Origin of the sequence: Erysipelatoclostridium sp. MSK.23.31 (assembly GCF_019125875.1) — a bacterium.
GTDB lineage: Bacteria > Bacillota_I > Bacilli_A > Erysipelotrichales > Coprobacillaceae > Thomasclavelia > Thomasclavelia ramosa.
In genome coordinates this window covers 1-24,592 of record NZ_JAHOCB010000026.1, presented here as the reverse complement: position 1 = coordinate 24,592, position 24,592 = coordinate 1, and the positions used below count along the sequence as shown (strand labels likewise).

Annotated in this window: 23 protein-coding genes and 1 riboswitch; of the genes, 5 read left to right on the top strand and 18 right to left on the bottom strand. The window is 32.5% G+C overall.

Features of this window, described 5'->3' with window-relative positions; all coding sequences use genetic code 11:
* The 10 genes from KSU54_RS11940 to KSU54_RS11895 all read right to left on the bottom strand — a co-directional run bounded on the left by KSU54_RS11940 (window position 1) and on the right by KSU54_RS11895 (window position 12,898).
* Window positions 1–3,762 carry a phosphoribosylformylglycinamidine synthase gene (locus KSU54_RS11940; protein ID WP_117792600.1) on the bottom strand — a complete coding sequence of 1,254 codons (3,762 nt, stop codon included), beginning with the start codon at window positions 3,760–3,762 and terminating at the stop codon, window positions 1–3.
* A gap of 10 nt (window positions 3,763–3,772) precedes the next feature.
* A complete protein-coding gene (purD, locus tag KSU54_RS11935; protein WP_003537603.1) occupies window positions 3,773–5,023 on the bottom strand; it encodes a phosphoribosylamine--glycine ligase in 1,251 nt (416 codons plus the stop codon).
* A gap of 18 nt (window positions 5,024–5,041) precedes the next feature.
* Window positions 5,042–6,565 (bottom strand): bifunctional phosphoribosylaminoimidazolecarboxamide formyltransferase/IMP cyclohydrolase, encoded by a 1,524-nt coding sequence (purH, locus tag KSU54_RS11930; protein ID WP_003537602.1) that lies wholly within the window; start codon window positions 6,563–6,565, stop codon window positions 5,042–5,044.
* A gap of 1 nt (window position 6,566) precedes the next feature.
* Window positions 6,567–7,160 carry a phosphoribosylglycinamide formyltransferase gene (purN, locus tag KSU54_RS11925; protein ID WP_003537601.1) on the bottom strand — a complete coding sequence of 198 codons (594 nt, stop codon included), beginning with the start codon at window positions 7,158–7,160 and terminating at the stop codon, window positions 6,567–6,569.
* Entirely contained in the window at window positions 7,154–8,179 is a 1,026-nt protein-coding gene (gene purM / locus KSU54_RS11920; RefSeq protein ID WP_003537600.1) for a phosphoribosylformylglycinamidine cyclo-ligase, read from the bottom strand. The genes purN and purM overlap by 7 nt, the downstream gene beginning before the upstream one ends.
* A 16-nt stretch (window positions 8,180–8,195) precedes the next feature.
* Entirely contained in the window at window positions 8,196–8,897 is a 702-nt protein-coding gene (gene purC / locus KSU54_RS11915; protein ID WP_003537599.1) for a phosphoribosylaminoimidazolesuccinocarboxamide synthase, read from the bottom strand.
* 21 nt (window positions 8,898–8,918) lie between these two features.
* Window positions 8,919–9,407 carry a 5-(carboxyamino)imidazole ribonucleotide mutase gene (purE, locus tag KSU54_RS11910; protein WP_003537598.1) on the bottom strand — a complete coding sequence of 163 codons (489 nt, stop codon included), beginning with the start codon at window positions 9,405–9,407 and terminating at the stop codon, window positions 8,919–8,921.
* A gap of 48 nt (window positions 9,408–9,455) precedes the next feature.
* Entirely contained in the window at window positions 9,456–11,126 is a 1,671-nt protein-coding gene (locus tag KSU54_RS11905) for a formate--tetrahydrofolate ligase (RefSeq protein ID WP_117792602.1), read from the bottom strand.
* A gap of 190 nt (window positions 11,127–11,316) precedes the next feature.
* Window positions 11,317–11,396, bottom strand: a riboswitch (ZMP/ZTP riboswitch).
* A gap of 62 nt (window positions 11,397–11,458) precedes the next feature.
* Entirely contained in the window at window positions 11,459–11,761 is a 303-nt protein-coding gene (locus KSU54_RS11900; RefSeq protein ID WP_117792604.1) for a hypothetical protein, read from the bottom strand.
* Between the two features lie 96 nt (window positions 11,762–11,857).
* Complete coding sequence (locus KSU54_RS11895; protein ID WP_003537595.1) at window positions 11,858–12,898, bottom strand: CapA family protein; 1,041 nt, start codon at window positions 12,896–12,898, stop codon at window positions 11,858–11,860.
* Window positions 12,899–12,994: 96 nt separating this feature from the next.
* Here KSU54_RS11895 and KSU54_RS11890 point away from each other — a divergent pair, with 96 nt between their 5' ends.
* On the top strand, window positions 12,995–13,444 hold the full coding sequence (locus KSU54_RS11890) for a GNAT family N-acetyltransferase (protein WP_003537594.1): 450 nt from the start codon (window positions 12,995–12,997) through the stop codon (window positions 13,442–13,444).
* 164 nt (window positions 13,445–13,608) lie between these two features.
* Window positions 13,609–14,430, top strand: a complete 822-nt coding sequence (locus KSU54_RS11885) for a formamidopyrimidine-DNA glycosylase (RefSeq protein WP_009300239.1) — start codon at window positions 13,609–13,611, stop codon at window positions 14,428–14,430.
* A gap of 233 nt (window positions 14,431–14,663) precedes the next feature.
* On the opposite strand, the gene KSU54_RS11880 is transcribed toward KSU54_RS11885, so the two are convergent.
* The 8 genes from KSU54_RS11880 to KSU54_RS11845 all read right to left on the bottom strand — a co-directional run bounded on the left by KSU54_RS11880 (window position 14,664) and on the right by KSU54_RS11845 (window position 21,106).
* Window positions 14,664–15,662, bottom strand: a complete 999-nt coding sequence (locus tag KSU54_RS11880; RefSeq protein WP_003537589.1) for a C45 family autoproteolytic acyltransferase/hydolase — start codon at window positions 15,660–15,662, stop codon at window positions 14,664–14,666.
* A gap of 367 nt (window positions 15,663–16,029) precedes the next feature.
* Window positions 16,030–16,251 (bottom strand): hypothetical protein, encoded by a 222-nt coding sequence (locus KSU54_RS11875; RefSeq protein WP_224209004.1) that lies wholly within the window; start codon window positions 16,249–16,251, stop codon window positions 16,030–16,032.
* Between the two features lie 208 nt (window positions 16,252–16,459).
* Entirely contained in the window at window positions 16,460–16,783 is a 324-nt protein-coding gene (locus KSU54_RS11870; RefSeq protein WP_008791634.1) for a MerR family transcriptional regulator, read from the bottom strand.
* A gap of 81 nt (window positions 16,784–16,864) precedes the next feature.
* Window positions 16,865–17,227, bottom strand: a complete 363-nt coding sequence (locus tag KSU54_RS11865) for a metal-dependent transcriptional regulator (RefSeq protein ID WP_003537583.1) — start codon at window positions 17,225–17,227, stop codon at window positions 16,865–16,867.
* Window positions 17,228–17,746: 519 nt separating this feature from the next.
* Complete coding sequence (nrdI, locus tag KSU54_RS11860; protein ID WP_003537582.1) at window positions 17,747–18,100, bottom strand: class Ib ribonucleoside-diphosphate reductase assembly flavoprotein NrdI; 354 nt, start codon at window positions 18,098–18,100, stop codon at window positions 17,747–17,749.
* Window positions 18,101–18,195: 95 nt separating this feature from the next.
* Complete coding sequence (gene eno, locus KSU54_RS11855) at window positions 18,196–19,485, bottom strand: phosphopyruvate hydratase (protein WP_117792606.1); 1,290 nt, start codon at window positions 19,483–19,485, stop codon at window positions 18,196–18,198.
* A gap of 162 nt (window positions 19,486–19,647) precedes the next feature.
* On the bottom strand, window positions 19,648–20,640 hold the full coding sequence (locus KSU54_RS11850; RefSeq protein ID WP_003537580.1) for a D-isomer specific 2-hydroxyacid dehydrogenase family protein: 993 nt from the start codon (window positions 20,638–20,640) through the stop codon (window positions 19,648–19,650).
* Window positions 20,641–20,848: 208 nt separating this feature from the next.
* Window positions 20,849–21,106 carry a hypothetical protein gene (locus tag KSU54_RS11845; protein ID WP_226817395.1) on the bottom strand — a complete coding sequence of 86 codons (258 nt, stop codon included), beginning with the start codon at window positions 21,104–21,106 and terminating at the stop codon, window positions 20,849–20,851.
* A 369-nt stretch (window positions 21,107–21,475) separates the two neighbouring features.
* Here KSU54_RS11845 and KSU54_RS11840 point away from each other — a divergent pair, with 369 nt between their 5' ends.
* From KSU54_RS11840 to KSU54_RS11830, 3 genes are all read left to right on the top strand, one after another.
* Window positions 21,476–22,168, top strand: a complete 693-nt coding sequence (locus tag KSU54_RS11840) for an iron-sulfur cluster assembly scaffold protein (protein ID WP_003537578.1) — start codon at window positions 21,476–21,478, stop codon at window positions 22,166–22,168.
* Window positions 22,169–22,183: 15 nt separating this feature from the next.
* Window positions 22,184–23,182 carry a GGGtGRT protein gene (locus tag KSU54_RS11835; protein WP_003537576.1) on the top strand — a complete coding sequence of 333 codons (999 nt, stop codon included), beginning with the start codon at window positions 22,184–22,186 and terminating at the stop codon, window positions 23,180–23,182.
* Window positions 23,183–23,828: 646 nt separating this feature from the next.
* Window positions 23,829–24,497 (top strand): HAD family hydrolase, encoded by a 669-nt coding sequence (locus KSU54_RS11830; protein ID WP_003537575.1) that lies wholly within the window; start codon window positions 23,829–23,831, stop codon window positions 24,495–24,497.
* Window positions 24,498–24,592 lie beyond the last annotated feature (95 nt).

Here is a 24,592-nt window from a genome sequence, read left to right as displayed (position 1 = left end):
CTATTTTCCACCTTTAAAATAATCTACACCAGCTTCAAATAATTTTTGGTCCATTTCACCATAAACATTTTTAAAGCGGTTTTCACCTTGACGCTCACTATGTCCCATCTTACCAATAACACGTCCATCTAGAGAAACAATTCCTTCAATCGCATACATTGAACCATTAGGGTTGTATGGTGTTTGCATTGTTACCTTACGATTAGGATCAACATATTGTGAGAACACTTGTCCATTTTCAAACAATTCTTCAATCACTTCCTCAGGAGCTACAAAACGCCCTTCTCCATGACTTACTGGAATTGTATGAATATCATCAACATTGACATATTTTAACCATGGTGATTTAACACTTCCAATACGCGTATCAACCATCTGAGAAACATGGCGACCAATTGTATTGAATGTTAATGTTGGATCATCTTTAGACATTTCTTGAATTTTACCATATGGTAATAATCCTAATTTAACTAATGCTTGGAATCCATTACAAATTCCGATCATTAAACCATCACGATTATCTAATAAATCCGTAATTGCTGCTTTTAAACGTGGATTCTTCAATACTGTGGCAATAAATTTACCAGAACCTTCAGGTTCATCGCCAGCACTAAAACCACCTGGTAACATTACAATATTAGCTTGTTTAATGGCAACTTCTAATTCATCAATTGAATCTTTAAGCATTTGTTCATTCTTATTTCTAATTAAAACTAATTGAACTTTAGCTCCCGCTTTTTCAAAAGCACGTTTTGAATCATATTCGCAGTTAGTTCCTGGGAATACTGGAATAACAACTAGAGGTGTTTCTACTGTTACTTTTGGTTTAAGATCTGATCTTGTTTTACAAGCTGCCACTTTGATTTTACTAGTAGGTGCTTTTTCTCTTGTTGGATATACTTTTTCTAGAGGCGCTTTATTAATTGCATAAGCTTCATCTAATGAAATTGTTTCACCACCATAAGATAATAATTCACTATCATTAGTAGTTCCAACAATACGATAATTATCAAAGATACTTAAATCTTTTTCAGATTTAACCTCAATAATAATATTACCATAATCACGCACTATGTAGCTTTCAAGACTATTTTCATTATTAAAAGCTACTCCAACACCATTACCAAAAGCCATTTTACTAACGGCTTCAATAACACCACCATCTTTAACAGTATAAGCACTATAGATTTTCTTATCTTTCATTAATTCCATAATCGCATCGTATTGTTTTTGAAGATGATTAAAATCAAATATATGATATTGATCTTTATTAATAATAATTTCAGCTAAAACATGACCAGTTTCTTTAATTTCAGGTGTCATGATATCATTAACATCTCCACTTGTAATAGCAAAAGAAACTAGAGTTGGTGGTACATGTAAATCTTCAAAAGATCCTGACATACTGTCTTTTCCACCAATTGAAGCTAATTTTAACGCACTTTGAACACGGTATGCCCCTAATAAAGCAGCCGTTGGTTTTCCCCAAGTAATTGGGTTGTCTAGAAGTTTCTCAAAGTATTCTTGGAATGAAAATCTAATTGTATGATAATTTCCACCCATAGCCACAATCTTCGCTACCGATTCAACAATTGCATACATTGCTCCGTGATATGGTGACCATTTTGAAATCAATGGATTATAACCATAAGTCATAACTGAAGCTGTTGTTGTCTCTTTTCCTAACACTGGAATCAATGCTGCCATTCCTTCAGTTTCAGTATGATATTTAATTCCACCAAATGGTGATAATACTGTTCCATTACCAATTGAAGAGTCAAATCTTTCAATTAACCCTTTTTGTGAAGCAACACTTAATTTTGATAAAGTTTCTTTCACAGTTTCAACAAAACTAGTTTGTGACTGTTTATCAAAAGGTGTCTTTTCAAAATCTGGTAAAGTGATCTTAACATTTTGATAACGTTTAGCGCCTGCAGCATCAAGAAAATCACGAGAAATATTAACAATATCTTCACCCATATGTTTCATTACTAATCTGTTTTGATCAGTAACCACTGCAACTTGAACTACTTCTAGGTTTTCTTTAGCACACTCAGCTTTAATGAAATCCGCATCTTTTTCATCAATTACAATAGCCATTCGTTCTTGTGATTCAGAAATAGCTAACTCTGTTCCTGTTAACCCTTCATATTTTTTCAAGACTGCATCTAAATCGATTACTAATCCTGGAGCTAATTCACCAACGGCAACACAAACACCACCAGCTCCAAAGTCATTACAACGAACCACTTTTTCACTAACTTCTTTATTTCTAAATAAACGTTGAATTTTTCTTTCTTCAACCGGGTTTCCTTTTTGAACTTCAGCCCCAGCTGTTTCAATTGATTTAACATCGTGAGATTTAGAAGAACCTGTCGCTCCTCCAATACCATCACGTCCAGTACGACCACCAATCAATAAAACTATATGATCTTTTAAAGGTTCTAGACGTTTTACTTGTTCTTTTGGTGCCGCTGCAACAACTGCTCCTAATTCCATTCTTTTAGCTACATATCCGTCATCATAAATTTCATGAACATAACCTGTAGTTAACCCAATTTGGTTACCATAAGAGGAAAAACCATGGGCAGATTCTTGACACAATTTACGTTGAGGTAACTTACCAGCCATTGTTTCTGCTAATGATTTACGAGGATCTCCAGCCCCTGTAATCCGCATACTTTGATATACATAAGCGCGACCAGATAACGGATCCCGGATTGCTCCACCTAAACAAGTAGCAGCTCCACCAAATGGCTCAATTTCAGTTGGATGGTTATGTGTTTCATTTTTAAACATTAATAACCATTGCTCATCACCATCAGTTGTATGTACCGTAATCTCAACTGAGCAGGCATTAATTTCTTCAGATACTTCCAAATCATCTAAATAACCAGTTTTACGTAACTCTTTCATTGAGATTGTGGCTAAATCCATCAATGTTAAAGGTCGTTTTGTATCAATACCATAAACTAAATGACGACTAGTTTTATAATCCTCAATATCCTTTTCTAAGATCTCTTTAAAAGCTCCATTTTCAATATCTAAATCTGTAATAACTGTTGCAAATGTTGTATGCCGGCAGTGATCAGACCAATAAGTATCTAATACTTTTAATTCAGCTTCAGTAGGATCTCTTTTTTCTTCATTTTTAAAATAATCTTGAGTTACTTTTAAATCTTCATAGTTCATAGCCATACCATTGTCAGTTAAGAACTTTTCAAGACCGGTTTTATCTAATTCATTAAACCCATTAATTGTAGGCACCGGTTTAATTTCTGGAGCAACATCATTTAAATCAGCTGGTTTTTCTAAAATAGCAAGACGCTGATCAACAGGATTAATCAAGAAGCTTTGAATCTTCGTCAAAATTTCATCTTTATCGCCTTTAAAAGTAATGGCAAATACCCGTGCACATTTAACTTTAGCACTACTATTCCCTGTTAAAATAGCAAAGCATTGTTCACATGAATCTGCTCTTTGATCATATTGACCAGGTAAAAATTCGATTGCAAAAACTACTTCTTGATTATTAGTAGGAAATTCTTCTTGATAAACATCGTCGACCATTGGTTCAGCCAAGATAGTGTTGATTCCTTGTTTTAAAATGCCATCACTAACTCCTTGAACATCATAACGGTTGATAATTCTTAAGGTATCAATTTCTAACCCTAATTGTTCAATTAAATTATGTTTAATTTCGTTTGCTTCTGTTGCATACGCTGTTCTTTTTTCAACGTAAATACGCTTTACATCACTCATTTTCATCCCCCTATCTAAGTCCGATATCACTTCGGTAATATTTGCCTTCAAAATCAATCTTTTTTGCTACCGCATAAACTTTTTCACGAACCTCATCTAATGAAACTCCTGTAGCACAAATATTTAAGACCCGACCACCATTAGTAACTAATTTTCCATCTTTGATTGCTGTCCCCGCATGGAAAACAACACAGTCATCACAGTCATCAATATTCTCTATTTCAATTCCTTTTTGATAATTACCTGGATATCCTCCACTTGAAAGAACTAAACAAGCAACGTGTTGATTATTCCATTTAACTTCAACATCTTTTAAAGTTTTTGTAGCACAACCAACCATGATATCATATAGATCACTATCTAAGCGAAGCATAATTGATTGTGTTTCAGGATCACCAAAACGAACATTAAATTCTAATACTTTCGCTTTACCATCTTCAATCATTAAACCAATAAACACAACACCGCGATAGTCCATATTATCATCTTTTAATCCTTGCATAAAAGGATCAAGAATATCTCTTTTAATTACCTCATCCATACCTTCTGGCATAAATGGATTTGGTGAAACAGTTCCCATACCACCAGTATTAGGACCCTTATTCCCATCAAAAATTTGTTTATGATCTTTAGCACTTACCATTGGAACAATTGTTTCTCCATCTGTAAAACAAAGAAGTGAACATTCAAATCCGGTTAAAAATTCTTCTAAAACAACTTTACTTCCTGCTCCATCAAGACTTCCGTCAATCATCATTTCTTTTAAAGTTACAGTAGCATCTTCATGGTTGTCAACAATAACGACTCCTTTTCCTGCTGCTAAACCATCAGCCTTAATAACTAACGGATAATCAAATTCGCTAATTGCTTTAACGGCTTCATCATAACTATTAACTTCTTTATATTTAGCAGTTGGAATACTGTGTCTAATCATAAAGTCTTTTGAAAAAGCTTTACTACCTTCCAATGTAGCTGCATGTTTAGTTGGCCCAAAAGCCATTAACCCGGCTGCCTCTAAATCATTTGCTAGACCATTACAAAGTGGTACCTCTGGTCCTATAACAGTTAAATCAATTTGATGTTCTTTAGCAAAATTAACGATCATTTCATTATCTTCAACCTTACCATCAATACACTCACCAATTTTAGCAATTCCCGGATTCCCTGGAATCGCATAGATTTTATCTACCTTACTGCTTTGATTCAATTTATACGCAATGGCGTGTTCACGACCACCACTACCAATTACAAGTACTTTCATATATTCTAGGCCTTTCTATTAATGTCTAAAATGTCTGTATCCAGTAAATACCATTGGGATACCTTTCTCATTACAGAAATCAATTGAATCTTGATCTCGAACCGATCCCCCTGGTTGGACGATTGCTCCAATTCCAGCTTTATATGCTACCTCAGCACAATCGCTAAATGGGAAAAAGGCATCACTAGCAAGAACTGCACCTTTAAAATCTTTATCTTTATTATTGATAATCGCATTTTCTAAAGCCCAGATTCTTGATGTTTGTCCACCACCAACAGCCAATGTAACACCATCTTTAACGATACAAATAGCATTTGACTTTACAAATTTAACGACCCGCATACCAAATTCCATATCTTTAAGTTGAGCTTCTGTAGGTTTGGCAGTTGTTACACAATTCATTTCTTTAATCATTTCAGTATTGATATCTTGAACTAAAACTTTACCCTCTAAATATTTAATATCATATTTAGCTTCACGCGCATATAGATTTTTAAGTTTTAAGATTCGTAAATTTTTCTTTTTCTTCAATACTTCTAAAGCATCATCATCAAAGTCAGGTGCAGCTACGATTTCTAAGAAGATCTTATGCATTTCTTCAGCCGTTTTTTTATCGATTTTATAATTTACTGCTACAATTCCGCCAAAAATACTTTGAGGATCAGCCTCATAAGCTTTCATATAAGAATCATAACCATCTTTGCCAATCGCTACCCCACAAGGAGTTGAATGTTTAATCGCAGCTGTAACAATTTGATCTTTAAATTCACGTACTACGGCAATAGCACCATATAAATCATTAACATTGTTGAAAGAAATTTCTTTACCGTGTAATTGTTCATAATCCAATAAAGTTTCTTGCACAAATGGATCAACATAGCCGTTAGCTCTTTGTTGAGAATTTTCACCATAACGCAAATGTTCCGTTTTCTTTAAGGAAATGTTTAAAGTATCTGGGAAATCATCCCCTACAACACCTGCAAAATAACGAGAAATCATCGCATCATAAGCGCCAGTAGTTGAAAATGCTTTATATGCAAGATTTAATCTAAAATCAAAATCATCAGTTTTATCTTTGATTGCAGTTAAGACGTTATCATAATCAGCAGGATCGGTAACGATTAAAACATCTTTAAAATTCTTTGCTGCTGAACGAATCATCGATGGTCCCCCAATATCGATATTTTCAATCATATCTTCCATCGGTTTACCAGCTTTTAACGCTTTTTCAAATTCATATAAATTAACACAAACCACATCAATTGGTTGGATGTCCATTTTTTTAACTGTGTCAACGTGTTCTTGAAGATCACGACGGAATAATAATCCCCCATGAACTTTTGGATGTAAAGTTTTAACTCGACCATCTAAGATTTCAGGAAATCCGGTTACATCATCAATTGCAATACATGGTACATTTTCTGCTTGTAATTTAGCCATCGTTCCCCCAGTGGAAACAATTTCAAAACCTAAATCTACTAGGCCTTTACAAAAATCAACGATACCATCTTTATTAGTAACACTAACTAATGCTCTTTTCATTTTAAATCACCTTAGCCCTTTCATTTTCAACAATAATTTTACCATCACAAAATAAAGCAACTGCTTTAGGTAAAATGCGATGTTCAATTTCTAATACCCGTGCTTGGATATCTTCAGCATTATCTAAATCATCAATATTGCACGCCTCTTGAAGAATAATCGGTCCTCCGTCAACCTCACTACTAACAAAATGAACTGTTGCACCAGTCACTTTTACCCCTCGCGCTAAAACTTTTTCATGAACATGCATTCCATAATGCCCTGGTCCACAAAATGATGGAATCAATGAAGGATGAATATTAATAATTTTATTAGGATAAGCATCAATCAATACATCCGTAAGGATCGCTAAATATCCCGCTAAAACAACTAGACCAACATTGCGTTCTTTTAACATTTTAACAATTAATTCATCATCTTTACGCACTACAGCAGTTTCAATTCCTGCCTGTCTTGCACGTTCAAGTCCATATGCATTCTTACGATTAGAAATAACGATTGCAATTTCACCATTGATGCTGTTATTTTTAACAGCATCAATGACCGATTGCAAGTCTGTTCCTCCCCCAGAAACAAAGACAGCAATTTTTAGCATAATTGCACTCCTTTGTCACCTGCTTCAATACTTCCAATAATATAACATTCATCACCTGCTGCTTTAATTGCCGCCATACTAGTTTCAATATCAGCTGGATCTAACGCAATGACCATACCTAATCCCATGTTAAATGTGTTATACATCATTTCCTCTGCAATATCACCTTTTTTAGCAATCAGATCAAAAATTGCGGGTACTTTATAGCTATCTTTTTTAATAACTGCTTTTACTCCATCGGGTAACATTCTTGGGATATTTTCATCAAAACCACCACCAGTTATATGAGAGCAGCCTTTTATTCTTACCCCAGCATCTTTAACATTTTTTAATGCTTTTACATAAATTCTAGTTGGTGCAATTAGGGCTTCACCTAATGTTTTTCCAAGTTCATCATAATATGTATCTAAGGTTTCTTTATTCATCTCAAATACGTTTCGAACTAATGAGAATCCATTACTATGAACTCCACTTGAAGCAATTCCCACTAAAACATCACCTGGTTTAATGTTTTCACCATTAATAATATCTTTTTTATCAACCACCCCAACTGCAAAACCAGCTAGATCATAGTCGTCTTCAGGCATTAATCCAGGATGTTCCGCTGTTTCACCACCAACTAAAGCACAACCAGATTGTTTACAGCCTTCAGCAACCCCACTTACGATCGTCGCAATTTTTTCCGGATAGTTTTTTCCACACGCAATATAATCAAGGAAGAACAATGGTTCTCCACCTGAACAGGCAATATCATTAACACACATTGCAACTGCATCAATACCAATTGTATCATGTTTATCCATTACAAAAGCAAGTTTTACTTTTGTTCCGCATCCATCAGTTCCTGATAAAAGAACAGGTTCATCCATATCTTTGATTGCACTTAAATCAAATGCTCCTGCAAAACCACCAAGACCACCTAAAACCTCCGGACGCATTGTTTCCTTAACGTGTTTTTTCATTAATTCAACTGATTTGTATCCTGCTTCAATATCTACTCCAGCCTTTTTGTAATCCATTTTTTAATCTCCTTTATTATTTTTGCATTCTTGCTAATACTGCTTTATAAGTTTCGATTAAATCACCAATATCTTGTCTAAATACATCTTTATCGTATTTTTGATTAGTTTCAACATCCCATAAACGACAAGAATCTGGAGAAATTTCATCAGCTAACAAGATTTGACCATCAGGTGTTTTCCCAAATTCAATTTTAAAATCAACTAATTTTAAATTTAAGCTTAAGAAAAATTCCTTTAATAATTCATTTATTTTTAATGTTTCTTGTTTAATAAAATTATATTCTTCTCTTGTACATAGTTTTAAGGCAACTGCGTGATCTTCATTAATCAATGGATCACCATAATCATCATTTTTATAACTTAATTCAAAAATTGGTTCGTCTAAAACGATTCCTTCAGGAGCTCCTAATCTTTTACAAAAAGACCCTGTTGTAATATTTCTAATAATTACTTCTAATGGGAAGATATCAACTTTTTTTACTAAAATATCTCGTTCATTTAATTTCTTGATCATATGAGTTTTAATTCCTGCTTCTTCTAACATATCAAAGATAATGCAAGAAATTGTATTGTTTAAAACTCCCTTACCTTCAAACTGATCATGTTTTACACCATTTCCAGCAGTTGCGTCATCTTTATAATGAATCAAATATTCATCTTCTTTATCTGTTTTGTAAACTTGTTTTGCTTTTCCTTCATATAATAATTCTGCCATTTTGATTTCTCCTCTTATCTTTTATTTATATTTTGCAATAACTTCTTCATTAGCACTCATTGCTTGCTTTTCCATATCTTTACGATATGCTAATAACTTTTCTTTAATCTTATCATGTTTGATTGCCATGATTTGTAACGCCAAATATGCAGCGTTCTTGCTCCCGTTAATTGCCACAGTAGCCACAGGAATTCCTGAAGGCATTTGAACGATTGATAGTAACGCATCCATACCATCTAATGTAGCCCCGCTAATTGGTACCCCGATAACTGGCAATACTGTTTGAGAAGCGACAACTCCAGGTAAAGCTGCTGCCATTCCAGCCGCTGTAATAATTACTTCGGTTCCATCAGTTTCTGTTTCTTTAATAAATGTACTTAATCCTAAATGTGCCCGATGAGCTGAAAGACATCTTACATTTACTTCAACACCATAGTCTTTCAAAATTCCAATTGCTGGTTCAACCTTACTTAAATCGCTTGTAGAACCCATAATAATTGCTACTTTCATAATTTCTTCCTTTCTTTTTAAACCACTAAAAGTGACAATGAGTCACTTTTAGAATAAGCCTACTATCTTACCATCTTTATCAATGTCCATATTAACCGCTGCCGGACGTTTTGGTAATCCTGGCATTCTCATAATACTTCCAGAGATAGCTACTAAAAATCCTGCTCCAGCAGATGGGATAAGATCATTAATCTTAATCGTAAATCCCCTAGGGCGACCAAGCAGCGTCGGTTGATCAGATAAAGAGTATTGGGTCTTAGCTACACAGATTGGTAAATCAGCTAATCCTTGTGCTTCGTACTTTTTCATCTTTGTTAATACTTTTTTATCAAACGCTACTCCGTCAGCACCATAGATTTCTTTCGCGATAGTTTCAATTTTTTCTTTGATTGATAAATTTAAATCATATAATGGTTGATAATTAGCTTCTTTAGTATCTAAGATTTCTAATAGTTTTTCAGCAAGCTCGATTCCCCCATCAGCACCTTTTTCCCATACTTTAGAAATAGCTACATCAACACCCATTTTATTACATGTATCTTTTAATAATTGCAACTCTGCTTCACTATCAGTTGGAAAAGCATTGATTGCTACCACTGAAGGCAGGTTATATTTCGCAATATTTTCAATATGTTTTTCTAAATTTTTAATTCCTTTTGCTAAAGCTTCAAGATTTTCTGTGCCTAACTCTTTTTTATCAACACCACCATGCATTTTTAGCGCTCTAACAGTTGCAACGATCACAACTGCTTGAGGATCAAGATTAGCTTGACGACATTTTATATCTAAGAATTTTTCTGCTCCTAAATCAGCACCAAATCCTGCTTCTGTAATTGCATAATCACCTAATTTAATAGCTAATTTAGTTGCCATCACTGAGTTACATCCATGAGCAATATTAGCAAACGGTCCCCCATGAACAAAGACCGGCGTATGATCTAATGTTTGTACTAAGTTTGGTTTAATTGCGTCTTTTAATAATAAAGTAACTGCACCAGTTGCTTCAATATCATTTACTGTAACTGGATTTCCAGCATAGTCATAAGCAACGATCATTTTACCTGCTCGTTCTTTTAAATCTTCAAGGCTCGTTGCCAAACATAAAATTGCCATTACTTCACTAGCGACAGTAATATCAAAACCGTCTTCTCGAGGCATTCCATTGACTTTTCCGCCAAGACCACAGATAGTATTACGTAAAGCGCGATCATTTAAATCAACAACTCTTCTCCAAACAATATTACGTACATCGATATTTAGAGGATTTCCCTGATGAATAGAGTTATCAAGCATTGCCGCAATAAGATTATTAGCAGCAGTGATTGCATGGATATCACCAGTAAAATGTAAATTAATATCTTCCATTGGAACTACTTGTGCATATCCTCCACCGGCAGCTCCACCTTTGATCCCAAAACATGGCCCTAAAGATGGTTCTCTCATTGCCACAACTGATTTTTTTCCTAACTTATTTAAGGCTTGAGACAATCCGATCATCGTTGTCGTCTTACCTTCCCCAGCTGGAGTAGGATTAATTGCAGTAACCAAGATCAATTTTCCATCAGGATTGTTTTCCAGCCGATTAATCGCCTCAAGTGCAATCTTGGCTTTATACTTACCATATAATTCTAAATCATCACCTTCTAAACCAACCTTTTTAGCAATCTCACTAATTGGTTTCATCTTTGCACTTTGTGCAATTTCAACATCAGTTAACATAACGCCACCCTTTCAAATATAATTTTTAAATAAACATTCTAAGGTCACCAATAATCAAAACAAAAATACACCTAATTTATATCATATTTCGGCTTTTTTCTCAACCAGTACAGTTGTTTTAAAACCACTCTTTTCGCCCTCAAAACAAGCAATTTGACCAAAGAATTAAAAAAGAGCCTACACTCGTCCAGACTCTTGCCCAGACGGTCGGCTCTTACATGATTATACTCCCTGTGGTTAATTCCACTTCCGTCAGTCGTATAACTATTTGCATAATATCATTTATTGATTCAAGATTCAAGCATTTACAAAAAAATTGTCGCATTTTAAACTCAACAAAAATAATTGATAATAAAAATAATTAATAACGGAATTGTCATTATAAACAACTCTTTGATTAAAATAGCATCATCACGGCTTTCTAACTTATCTTTGATGGTCTGTTCTGTATCAATTTGACGAGTTGGATAACCAACAAAACCACCACAACAAAAAGCTAAAACACCAATAAAAATAAATAAACAGATAATATTTAAAGTACCTTTACTGATACTATTAGCAAAACGGCTTCCCAATAACCCAACCAAGAAAACAATATAACCACTATAAAGAAAATATACTAATTTGCGCTTCATAATTATCACCCTCTATGTTAATTATAAAGCTAATATAATGAGATTACAAATATTATATATATTATTTTATAATAAAAGATGGTTTTATCCCATCTTCTAGTAACTATATTTTTGTATTTTAGTTAGTACTCTCTCTTTTTCATTACCTTCTAAAATTATTGGCTGATAATTATTTCGTCCTTTAACCGAGGTAACTGAACAAGGAATAATTTCGTGACTATCTCCAGTATAAACACCATCAGTGAAATTCATTGTAATTGAGTAAATCATTGAATCTGTATCACTAGGGTTGCGATTTCCACCAAAACAAAAGTTTCCTAATGAATAAACGATTTGTTTTCCATTATATTCTTCTGTTCCTTGAACAACATGCGGATGTGAACCCATAACTAAATCCGCACCACTATCTATTGAAAATTTTGCTAACTCACGCTGATCACTATTCGCATAGTATTCCCGCTCAATTCCCCAGTGATAAAAAACGACTACGGCATTAGCTCCCTGGTTATTTTTCAAGTCATTGATTGCTGCTTTAATTGTTGCACGCCCTTTTTCGTTATTCATTGATAAAGACATTGAACGATACCCCAAAAAGCCAATTTTAATTCCTTTAATTTCCTTGACACATGACGTTTCATAGCCAAAATAGCCAATTCCCTTTTCATCAAGTACTTGCTTAGTATCCGTCATCCCTTGTTCATAATAATCTTCTGAATGATTATTGGCAATAGAAACCAGCTCAACACTACCGCTAGTTAAAATATTAACATATTCTTTTGGTCCGCTAAAAGGAAACTGTTTTTCTACATGTGAAGTCGCACTTGTCAATGGGCCTTCAAGATTAACAATTGTAAGGTCATCATTTTCGAAAACATTTTTGACATTCTTAAAAAAATATGTAGCATCATTTCCCTGTTTGGCATACTCTTGATTAAACGATCCATCATAAGCTTGTCCTGCATAATTTCCCAATGTACAATCCCCTGCAAAATTTAATTTAATACTAGTATTGACAGGCTCTTTTTCTTCTGTTTTTTCTTCTTTCTTGACTGTTTCTTCTTTTTTATTCTTTTGATTCGATGATGAGCAGCCAACCACTAAAAATAACATCATCAAACAAATTAATATTTTCTTCATCTTTGCTGCACTCCTTTGTCCATTAGTATATCATATAATTAGATTCTTTTACATTAGATAAAACTTTGTTATAATACATCTTGGGAAGTGAAAACAATGATAAAAGAAATAAACAATAAAATGGATTATGATCACCTTTTAACTGAAAGTGATCCTAATATTAATTTAGTTAGAGATTACCTAGAAAATGGTGCTCTGTATGGCTTTTATTTAAAAGACGAACCAGTTTCATTCATTGCAGTAGAAATAATTGATGGCGAAGTTGAAATCAAAAATCTCCTTACATTAAGTGAACATCGTGGTCACGGCTATGCCAAAGCATTAATCAAATTTATTGAAGAAACGTACAATTCATATGATACTTTTCTAGTTGGTACTGCAAATTCCAGTCTTGAAAATATCACTTTTTATACACGTTTAGGATATGTTTATAGTCATCGGATTGAAAATTTCTTTATTGACTATTATCCTAATAAGATAATTGAAAACGGAATGCAGGCAACCGATTTAATGTATTTTAAAAAAAGTCGACAAGGCTTAAATTAAGAGCAAAGACATATTTGATATAATTATCTTTAAATAGCCAAGGCAAATAACCAAAATCTATTTAAGAGGGAATCATATCATCTAAACACTTTGCTTTTTTATTTATTATGATGTTTTTAAATCAGTATCTATGTTAGAATATTAATATAAGGCTGGTGAGAAAGATGATTGAACTTCCTGAAGCATATGCAATTGCTGATGACTTGGAAAAAGAAATACTTGGTAAGACTATAATTGATCTCGGGGGTAACTACACTGATCATAAATTTACTTTTTATGAAGGAAATCCTAATTCATACAAGGAATTATTAGTTGGTAAAAAAGTAACAGGTATTATTAAGCGAAATTACTATGTTGAAATAGTAATTGAGAATTACCGTTTAACCTTTCGTGACGGCGCTAATATTCGCTACTACCAAAAACCAACTAAATTAAAAAAAAGCAAATTACTAATTACTTTTGCTGATCAAAGTTTCATCAATGTAACAACATCAATGTATTGTTTTATTGGACTTTTTGATCAAATAACAGGATCAAATAATGAATATTATCAAACAGAATTAACCAGTATTGGTCCTTTAGATCAAGAATTTACTCTTAATTACTTTAAAACATTAATTACTGATGAAACTGAAAAACTCAGTATTAAAGCCTTTTTAGCAACTAAGCAAAGAATTTTAGGGATTGGTAATGGTGTTGCTCAAGATATTATGTTTAATGCCAAACTCTTTCCCAAACGAAGGATTAAGACATTAAATGAACAAGATATAAAAAATTTATATGATGCGATTATTAGAACTCTAACAAAGATGGTCGAAAACCACGGTCGAGACAGTGAAAAAGATATATACGGAAATCCTGGTGGTTACAAAACTATCTTATGCGCTAAATCTTATAAAAGTGGTTGCCCAATCTGTCACTGTGAAATAAAAAAAGAACAATATCTAGGTGGTAGTATCTATTATTGTCCTAATTGTCAAAAATAAAAAAGTAAGATAGAAATTAATCCAAGGGCTGTCAGGTAGATACACAAAACAAATAAAATTTTTAACCCGGCTAACTTAGTGATATGCTCCCACCTCCATAGATACCCATTTGGTTATTTCGTGTGTCTACTTTAGTGGAATCATCATATCATGTTTTCATTTACTTTTTTATCTTTCTGTTTAAATCAAAATAAAAACCTGTTTATTTTCAATCAGTTATAGCATTCATCTAATCACTTGAACTTAAATCTTTTATCTTCCATAAAGGATTTTCGTGAAGGGTTTCCTTCAACTCGAAAAATCCTTTTATTTTTCACATCATATATGACCGACCAAACTGTATCCTTCCCTGTTTTTCGATCGTACTGACAAATATAACCATACCTACCTGATAATAAAGCAGCCGCATCATTAAAATCGTTGATTTTATCAGTTAAAATCGCTTCTTTGATAGTTTGATAGCGCTTTTGAGCTTGCCAATTATCAATAAGATGATTATTATATTCCCGCATTGCTTCACTAAAGAACCAGTTAGTTGCAAAAGCATTCTGATTATTTCTATTGATTTTAATTTGTTTACTATTGCACTCAATCAATGCAATATCACCACCAGTATCAACCAGTGTAAAAGTTTGACTTGAAGCAATCGGTAATGTATTCAACAATTGAATTACTTCATCAACTGTTTTACACTTCTCCAAAAATAGCCGCAGCATCATTCCGGCATTTAGCCCCAGTTGTTTTACAGTCGGATAAACAGCAGTTAATCCAATTGCTAAACCATACTCGTTGATACCATCTTCCATCTCAACGCACGCTGTAGTGTTGCCATTAAACGCATATGAATCATTAGTAAATTGATATATACAATTAGTATACAGTTTTTCAATTTTTGTTAAAAAATCACTATTTCGTCCAAATAAGATTTCATTTTCATTTCTAAAAGCAAAACAAGAACAATGTACTTCTGGAACAATGCAGTACATACTCAACAAAACAGCACAAATACTTTTAAATGAACATTTTTGTCCATCAGCAATTCCCCTTATTTCTTCAATAATTTCTGGGAAAAATTTTTGATAAATCGGTAAACATTGTAAAGCAAAATCATAGTGCTCTAAAGTAATTTCAAAGGGTACATTAGTTAAAAACAGTTGCTTATGTTTTAATAAATTTCTCCCCCACTTAAATCCAATCTGATAATGTTCTCCTTTAAATCTTGAATGATACATAATTTTTCGCTCCTTTTTATAAGAGCCACCGGTAACTCATAATCCAAGCATAAATCAATAAAATTTTATTGTCAATGAATTAAATTTATTAAATCAATTACCCGTTTTACTTATTAAAAATCATGAAATTATCTATTTAAAGGCAAATATAATCACTCCTATGATAAAAAGAGATAGCGGAGCAATTAAAAACTAAAATCAAAATAACTAACGTACGTTTAGGAAAACTACTATTTATTAAAGACTTTAATATAAATAATTTATTTCCTCTTCTCCCCCTTTTCAGTATTATTTATATAAGTATGAAGCTTATCAATCTGTTGAGAAATTTCGCTACCTCAAGGGTTATCCAAGCCATATTTTTTTGCTATTTAGACATATTATTATCAAAATATTTTTCAAGCTCAGACAAATTTTGATATTGGGTAAAAATACCGTTCAAATTGAGCGGATCTTCGATTATGATATCCTTATCTTTTAAAATAGCAAAGATTTCATGAATATTATCTAGAGAAATACTCTCAAATAAATGACAACTATATTCAGCATATATATCCAAATCTATATAAATACCGTGATAATAATCCAATATGTGACCACATTGCAAATAGCAAATACCCATGATCGCCAGCTAACGCCGGAATATAAGTTCTGTAACATATCGAAAAAACCACTCTTTTGATATCCTGATAATTATATTTGACAATCCTTTCTTATGTTCTCCCTAATCATTATTTCTTCATTTGAGAAAAGAACGTGTACTTTATTTTCAATGTCTACTGGAATTTTTAAATAACCTAAAAAGCTTTCTTGCGTGATAAGTTTTTTTCAATTAAATCAATGATTCTCTGCTTTTTACCTATCTCTTTTAATAAATATTCTTTTTTCTGATTCAAACATGTATTTAAAGAAATTTCATTGTTAAATATACGTCTGATGTCTGTAATTGAAAGATCAAAAGAGCGCAACATAATAATATTTTTTATTATTCGAATATCTTCATGACTATAATTACGATAACCATTATCATCACGTGATGGCGAAATTAATTCCTCCTTTTCATAATAACGTAAGGTATCCTTTGTAGTCCCCAATAATTTTTCAAGTTCATTTGTTTTCATAACAACCTCTCCCTGTTATAAAATATAAAAATCTTAAAAAACCAAGAAAACGTAAGAAGCCTTCTTGCATCTTACGTTCAATTACTTGTTTAAAAACTTTTTAATTCCTTCAAATACTTCATCACTTATAATATGTTCAATCTTACAAGCATCATCCTCAGCTACTTCTTTAGAAACCTTTGCAGTATGCATTAAAAATTCTGTAAGACATTCATGTTTTTCATAAACAGCAGTAGCCTTTTCCGTTCCTTTTTCAGTTAGTTCAATATATCCTTTACTATCAACAATAATATATCCGTCATTCTTTAGAATGCCTACACCACGACTAACACTTGGTTTACTAAATCCCAACTCTCGAGCAATATCAATTGAACGGACATTACCGTTTTGTTTTTTTAATAATAAAATTGTTTCCAAATACATTTCACCAGATTCGTGCATCATCTACTCTTCCTCCAATCGTTTTATATAATTATACCAATAAAATAAAAAAAAGAAAACCGGAATGCTTCCGGTTTTGAAAGTTACGAACTTAATGTAAAGAATGATAATTATAATGGCTAAATTATTTATCACTTACTTGGATGTGGATTTAAAGTTCGTTACATTTGAAAATATTATTTATAACTTGAAGGATATTTTATAAATTACATTTTCTATCACTTTCTAATATGCCATGATTTCAAGGACAAAATACCATGGACGAATGTTTAGAGAATGAACTGATATAAAGGAAATTCACTACTATGTTTAAGGAATTTGGAAAATAGTTAAATCTATTATTGTTTTCGACGGGATAATTTAGTAAGAAGTATCCGTCTATGTCTTCGAGAAAAAGGTGAATAGCTTATCACGGATACCTTTCTTACTATTTTTTACTTTTAAAGAGTGCTAATAATTATATTAGGAAATTTTATCGTTGTAGGTATGATATATCAGCAACCTCTATCAGCAAATATTTAACTATTGATTATTAATTATTTTTTTAATTTCCTCTATATCTTCATCAGTTCCATCATTCTCAACTTTGTAAAGACAAGGAACATTGTATTGTTCAGCAATAACGTCACCAGCTTTACAGAATGCTTCACCGTATCCTTGATCACCACTAACTATAACACCTTTTAAATGGTCACCATTACTATTTAAAAATGATTCAACTTCCATAGGGACATCACCATAACCATCAGTATAAGTGATTAAGAGAAACGGCTCGCTAACAGCCTCATCTCCAGAAGATATTTCTAAGGCGTCGACACTTAAACGATCAACAATACTTTGAACATTACCTGTTCTTGATGCAAATACTACTTTCATACATTTCTCCTTTTCTCTAGTTAGCTTTAACTAACTATCTATATGTTAGCACAGACTAACTGACTATGCAATAGTTTTTATAAAATTTATCCAAATTATTTATTCAATTGGTAAAATCCTGATAATCCAGAATATTTACTTTGTTTACCTAGACGATCTTCAATTCTAATTAATTGATTATATTTAGCAATTCGGTCTGTTCTTGATGCAGAGCCAGTTTTAATTTGTCCCGCATTTGTTGCTACCGCAATATCAGCAATAGTTGTATCTTCTGTTTCTCCTGATCTATGAGAGATAACTGCTGTATAATTTGCTTTTTGGGCCATTTCAATAGCTTCTAAAGTTTCTGTTAAAGTACCAATTTGATTTACTTTAATTAAGATTGAATTAGCTACACCGCGTTTAATTCCTTCTTCAAGACGTTTAGTATTAGTTACAAAGAAATCATCACCGACTAACTGTACTTTGTCCCCTAACTTCTCAGTTAGATAATCCCAACCTTCCCAATCATCTTGATCTAAACCATCTTCAATTGAGATAATTGGATATTTAGAACATAATTCAGCATAAAAATCAACTAATTCTTTTGAAGTAAATGATTTATTATTTTCTCCTGGTAATACATATTTACCATCTTGGTAAAACTCACTGCTTGCAACATCCATTGCCAATTTAATATCTTCACCTGGTTTATAGCCAGCCTTTTCTACTGCCTCTAGAATAGTTTTAATAGCATCTTCATTAGAAGCTAAATTTGGAGCAAAGCCTCCCTCATCACCAACTGCTGTATTTAATCCTTTTCCTTTTAAAACGGCTTTCAAAGCATGGAATACTTCCGCACCCATTCTGATTGCTTCTTTAAATGTTGGAGCGCTAACCGGCATAATCATAAATTCCTGAAAATCTACATTATTATCTGCATGAGCTCCACCATTAATGATATTCATCATTGGTGTAGGTAATACATAAGCATTAGCTCCTCCAATGTAACGATATAATGGTAAATCTAAGCTCGTCGCAGCACATTTAGCAATAGCTAAAGATACACCTAAGATTGCATTTGCACCTAACTTACCTTTATTTGGTGTTCCGTCCAAAGCAATCATCGTTTCATCGATTTCTCTTTGATTTGTTACTTCTTTACCAATTAATTCTTTAGCAATAATCTCATTAACATTTTTTACTGCTTTTTCTGTTCCTAATCCTAAATAACGGTTTTTATCACCATCACGTAATTCAACTGCCTCATGAACACCTGTTGAAGCTCCACTTGGTACTATCGCACTAGCGAATGCTCCACATTCTGTAGTTACTTCTACCTCTATAGTAGGATTACCACGTGAATCCAAGACCTCACGGGCATATACACTTTTAATTTTACTCATTTGTTTTCCTCCTTCATGATTCCTTAACCTGGGTGACTAAGCCAGGTTAGAAAGAATCATTTATTCACACAAAGTTAGTTTTACCTAACTACAATAAGGTTAGCACATACTAACCTTATGTGCAAGCAAAAAGCATTAAAAAAATCACAGAAATTTCTGCGATTACAAATCTTTTGTTAACTCATTATCCCAATCCAGATCATTATAACAAGCCCATAGACCATTAAGTGATAATTGAACCATACTGCTAACAGCTGCATCAGTATAAAAAGCTAAATGTTGTGTCATGACAACATTAGGAAATTGACGTAAATATGCCATATTTTTATTTTTAATTATATCAGTACGCATATCTTGATGATAAATTCCTTCTTCACCTTCAACCACATCAAGTCCTAAGGCCCCAATCTTCTTATTTTCGATTCCCCTGATTAAAGACTCGGTATTGCATAATTGCCCCCGAGCACAGTTAATAATGATTATTCCATCTTTCATTTTACTTATTGTTTGATCGTTAATTAGATGGTGCGTACTTTTAAGATACGGCATATGCAAAGAAATAATGTCACATTCTTGATAAAACTGCTCTAGGTCGACATAAGTTGCATATATTTTAGCGGTTTCATTTTGATGAATATCATAAGCTAATAAACGAGCTCCAAAGCCGGATAAGTTTTTTAAAACTGCTTGACCTATTCGTCCGGTCCCCATAATTCCTATCGTTAAATCTTTCATCTCTCGCCCTTCTAGCCCTTGTAAAGAATAATCATTTACCTGTCCTAACCACAAAGCTTTTTTATAATGACGTAACGATAACAGCATTAGCATAACAGTAAAATCTGCAACTCCTTCCGGTCCATAACTAGAATTACAAACCTTTATTCCTAATTCTTTGGCATATTCGATATCAATATGATCATATCCTATTGTTCTTGTTGCAATAACTCCAATTCCTGCTTTAGCAATAGCATCTAAAATTTCATGATTGATCTTACTCTCCCCTAAAAAAGCAATTCCATCATATCCATTCAATAAAGATAAATTTTTTTGGCATAGATATTCCTTATAATAAGTTATTTCAAAGTTATTTGAATTATTCATAATTTCAAAATCTGCCATCTCGTCACTTCGTACTTCAAATGCAATAATCTTCATTCTCGTCCTCCTCAATATCAATATTATATCATCTCAAAATGAATTCTAAACATTTTGTTGAATTTCATACACTGAAGTTCTATCCTACATTATCTCTTTTAAAAGCAAGATTGTGTTTTCTACCATATCATTAGTTGCCTAATCGCAACACTCTACCAATTTCTTTGAATTAATCAATTCATCACATTCTGTATCAATAATAATGATTCTACCTTTCACCTTTATAAAAATTATCCTTATTAATAGCATGATATGTTTTAGCGCTGACTGGAATATGTAAAGAAATAAAGTCCGCAATTGAACTAACTGAATAAGGACTATTTGAAATACCAATTCCTAATACCTTGGTAGCCTTAATATTAATATGATCATACCCAATTGAATGGATATTAATGAATTTAACACCATTCCTTTTTAATAAGATTAATAATTCATGATTCAAGATTGAATTTTCGACAATGCTAATTGCTTCAAAAATTGCTATTATAAATAATTTTCTTTAGTCAAAGGTTCTTTGAGTAGTTTAATTTCTCCCCCATATTTCAATAAAAATCATCTTAGTGTTATCCCTATATATCTTTACGATGATTAAACATGGGTATTTTCATACTCATAGCCTGTTCAATATGTTTTTATTAGTGTAATAATATTATATTAAAAGGTATTCATAAACTCCTTTTTTTACCGATTATTTTGTCGAATTTATTTTGATAATCGTTGATGTTTCATTGACTTTAACTCGGCTTTATTCTATACTTTACTCAGGTGATTTTAGTTCGCCTTAAATAGCATGACTAGCTATTTATAATCGAAAACACGAAGGGAGTTAGAAAAAATGATTTATTCACACGAAGTAGAACAAATGTGTAGTGTCGCTCAAGGTGCTTCACATGGATGTGCTCCAATTCCTGAAGAAGGAAAATGGGTATATTCTAAAGAAATTAAAGATATCTCTGGTTTAACTCACGGTATCGGTTGGTGTGCTCCTCAACAAGGTGCTTGTAAATTAACATTAAACGTTAAAGAAGGTATCATTGAAGAAGCATTAATTGAAACTATCGGATGTTCAGGGATGACTCACTCTGCAGCGATGGCTTCAGAAGCATTAGTAGGAAAAACTTTATTAGAAGGTTTAAATACTGACTTAGTTTGCGATGCAATCAATACTGCAATGAGAGAATTATTCTTACAAATCGTTTATGGACGTACTCAATCTGCATTCTCTGAAGGTGGTTTACCTGTTGGAGCTGGATTAGAAGACTTAGGAAAAGGTTTAAGAAGTATGACTGGTACTTCTTATTCAACAAAAGCTAAAGGTCCTCGTTATCTTGAATTAACTGAAGGTTATATTAATAGAATCGCTTTAGATGCTAATAATGAAATTATTGGTTATGAATTTGTTAACTTAGGTAGAATGATGGATATGGTTAAAGCTGGAAAAGATGCTAATGAAGCAATGAAAGAAGCTACTGGAACTTATGGTAGATTCGATGATGCTGCTAAGTACATCGATCCAAGAAAGGAATAATAGGAGGGTACGAAAATGGCATTATTTGAAAGTTATGAAAGAAGAATTGATCAAATTAACGCTGCACTAGCTAAATTTGATATCAAATCAATCGAAGAAGCTAAAGCTATCTGCGATGAAAAAGGAATTGATGTTTACGAAATCGTAAAATCAACTCAACCAATCTGTTTTGAAAATGCTTGTTGGGCATACACTGTCGGTGCTGCAATGGCAATCAAAAATGGAGATGTTAAAGCTGTAGACGCTGCAAAAACAATCGGTGTTGGTTTACAATCATTCTGTATTCCAGGATCAGTTGCTGATGACCGTAAAGTAGGTTTAGGACATGGTAACTTAGGTTCTATGTTATTAGATGAAGGTACTGAATGTTTTGCTTTCTTAGCTGGACATGAATCTTTCGCTGCTGCTGAAGGTGCAATCAAAATCGCTGAAAAAGCTAATAAAGTTAGAACTAAACCATTAAGAGTTATCTTAAACGGTTTAGGAAAAGATGCTGCAAAAATCATCTCAAGAATTAACGGATTCACTTACGTGGAAACTCAATTCGATTATTTTACAGGTGAAGTAAAAGTATTATCTACAACAGCTTACTCTGATGGTCCTCGTGCTAAAGTTAACTGCTATGGTGCTGATGACGTTAGAGAAGGTGTTGCTATCATGCATAAAGAAGGTGTAGATGTATCAATTACTGGTAACTCTACTAACCCTACTCGTTTCCAACATCCAGTTGCTGGAACATATAAAAAAGAATGTATTGAACAAGGTAAAAAATATTTCTCAGTTGCTTCTGGAGGAGGAACTGGACGTACTTTACACCCTGATAACATGGCTGCTGGTCCTGCTTCTTACGGTATGACTGACACTATGGGACGTATGCATTCAGATGCTCAATTTGCTGGTTCTTCATCAGTTCCTGCTCACGTAGAAATGATGGGATTAATCGGTATGGGTAACAACCCTATGGTTGGAGCTACAGTTGCTGTTGCCGTAGCTATCGAAGAAGCTTGTAAATAGACAAGATGTTCTTAAAAAAGTGTGATTAATTCACACTTTTTAATTTCTAAATATAAACACTATTTAACACGCTTATACAATCCTTCAACTTTAATAAAAAGAGCGCTATTTTTCATTCTCGTCCACAATTCCACTTATCAAGACGAATAAATATAAAAGAGTCTTTTTTATTATGGTCTTAAAAAAGTTTTATCTCATCATTTTTGAGACTACTATCATTGTTCTAGACTCTATTTTTTAATTTTCATTAATGCTTTTTTCTTGTAACATCAAGATACTTAATAAAAAATACTAACTATACTTTAGATATTCAATAACTCATTTATAAGTCCTAATGTGATACCCTATTTCAGTTTATAATTTTCAGGTATATTTCTTCTCTATCTATACTCATCAAACAATGCCCATATCACTAGAAAACGTAATTTTTTTACATATATTTAAAATTGCTACACTATTTTTATTACTTATTTTTAAATATACAAAATAATAGATATCAATTTAAACAGAAAAATAATATAATAATTTCTATTATTTGATAAAAACATTTAAAACCAATATGATTTTTTATCATATTTCATCTTTTACCTTTATAAAAATAGAATTATCATGTAATCTTATATTATAAAGTAAAGGAGGGTTTAATATGCTAAAAGCAATTATCTTTGACATGGACGGTTTGATGGTTGATACCGAAATCATCTCATTCCAATGCTACAAAGATATTATTGAAAGTTATGGTTTTAACTTTACAAAAAAAGAATACATAGAAGATTATCCTGGAAAATCTGTTATTTCATCAATGAACTTTATCAAAAATAAGTATAATATAGACTTTGATACGGATGAAAAGATAAATCAATTTAAAATATTGGAAGAGCAATACTTACTAAAAAACAGTGTAGAATTAAAAAAAGGACTAATTCAACTATTGAAGTATTTAAATATTCACTATTATAAAACGATTGTTGCAACTTCCAGTGGTAAAGAAAGGGCCGAAAGAATACTTGGTGAACATAATCTTATGAAATATTTCAATGGTATTGTATGCGGTAGTGAAGTAGAACATGGAAAGCCGGCTCCAGATATTTTCTTAAAAGCTTGTGATAAATTAAATGTTGAACCAGAAGAAGCACTTGTATTAGAGGATAGTGAAGCGGGTATTCAAGCTGCATCTGAAGCAAAAATATCAGTTATCTGTATCCCTGATATGAAATTTCCTCAAGAAAAATATCTAAAAAAAGTTGAGCATGTCTATGATTCATTAGAAGATGTTATTTCTTATTTAGAAATGAAAAAAGATATTTCAAAATAGAAATATCTTTTTCTCTTATCTAGCTATCTATTTAATCACTTAAATCATCACCATTAGTGGCAATAACTTTTTTGTACCAATAGAATGAATCTTTA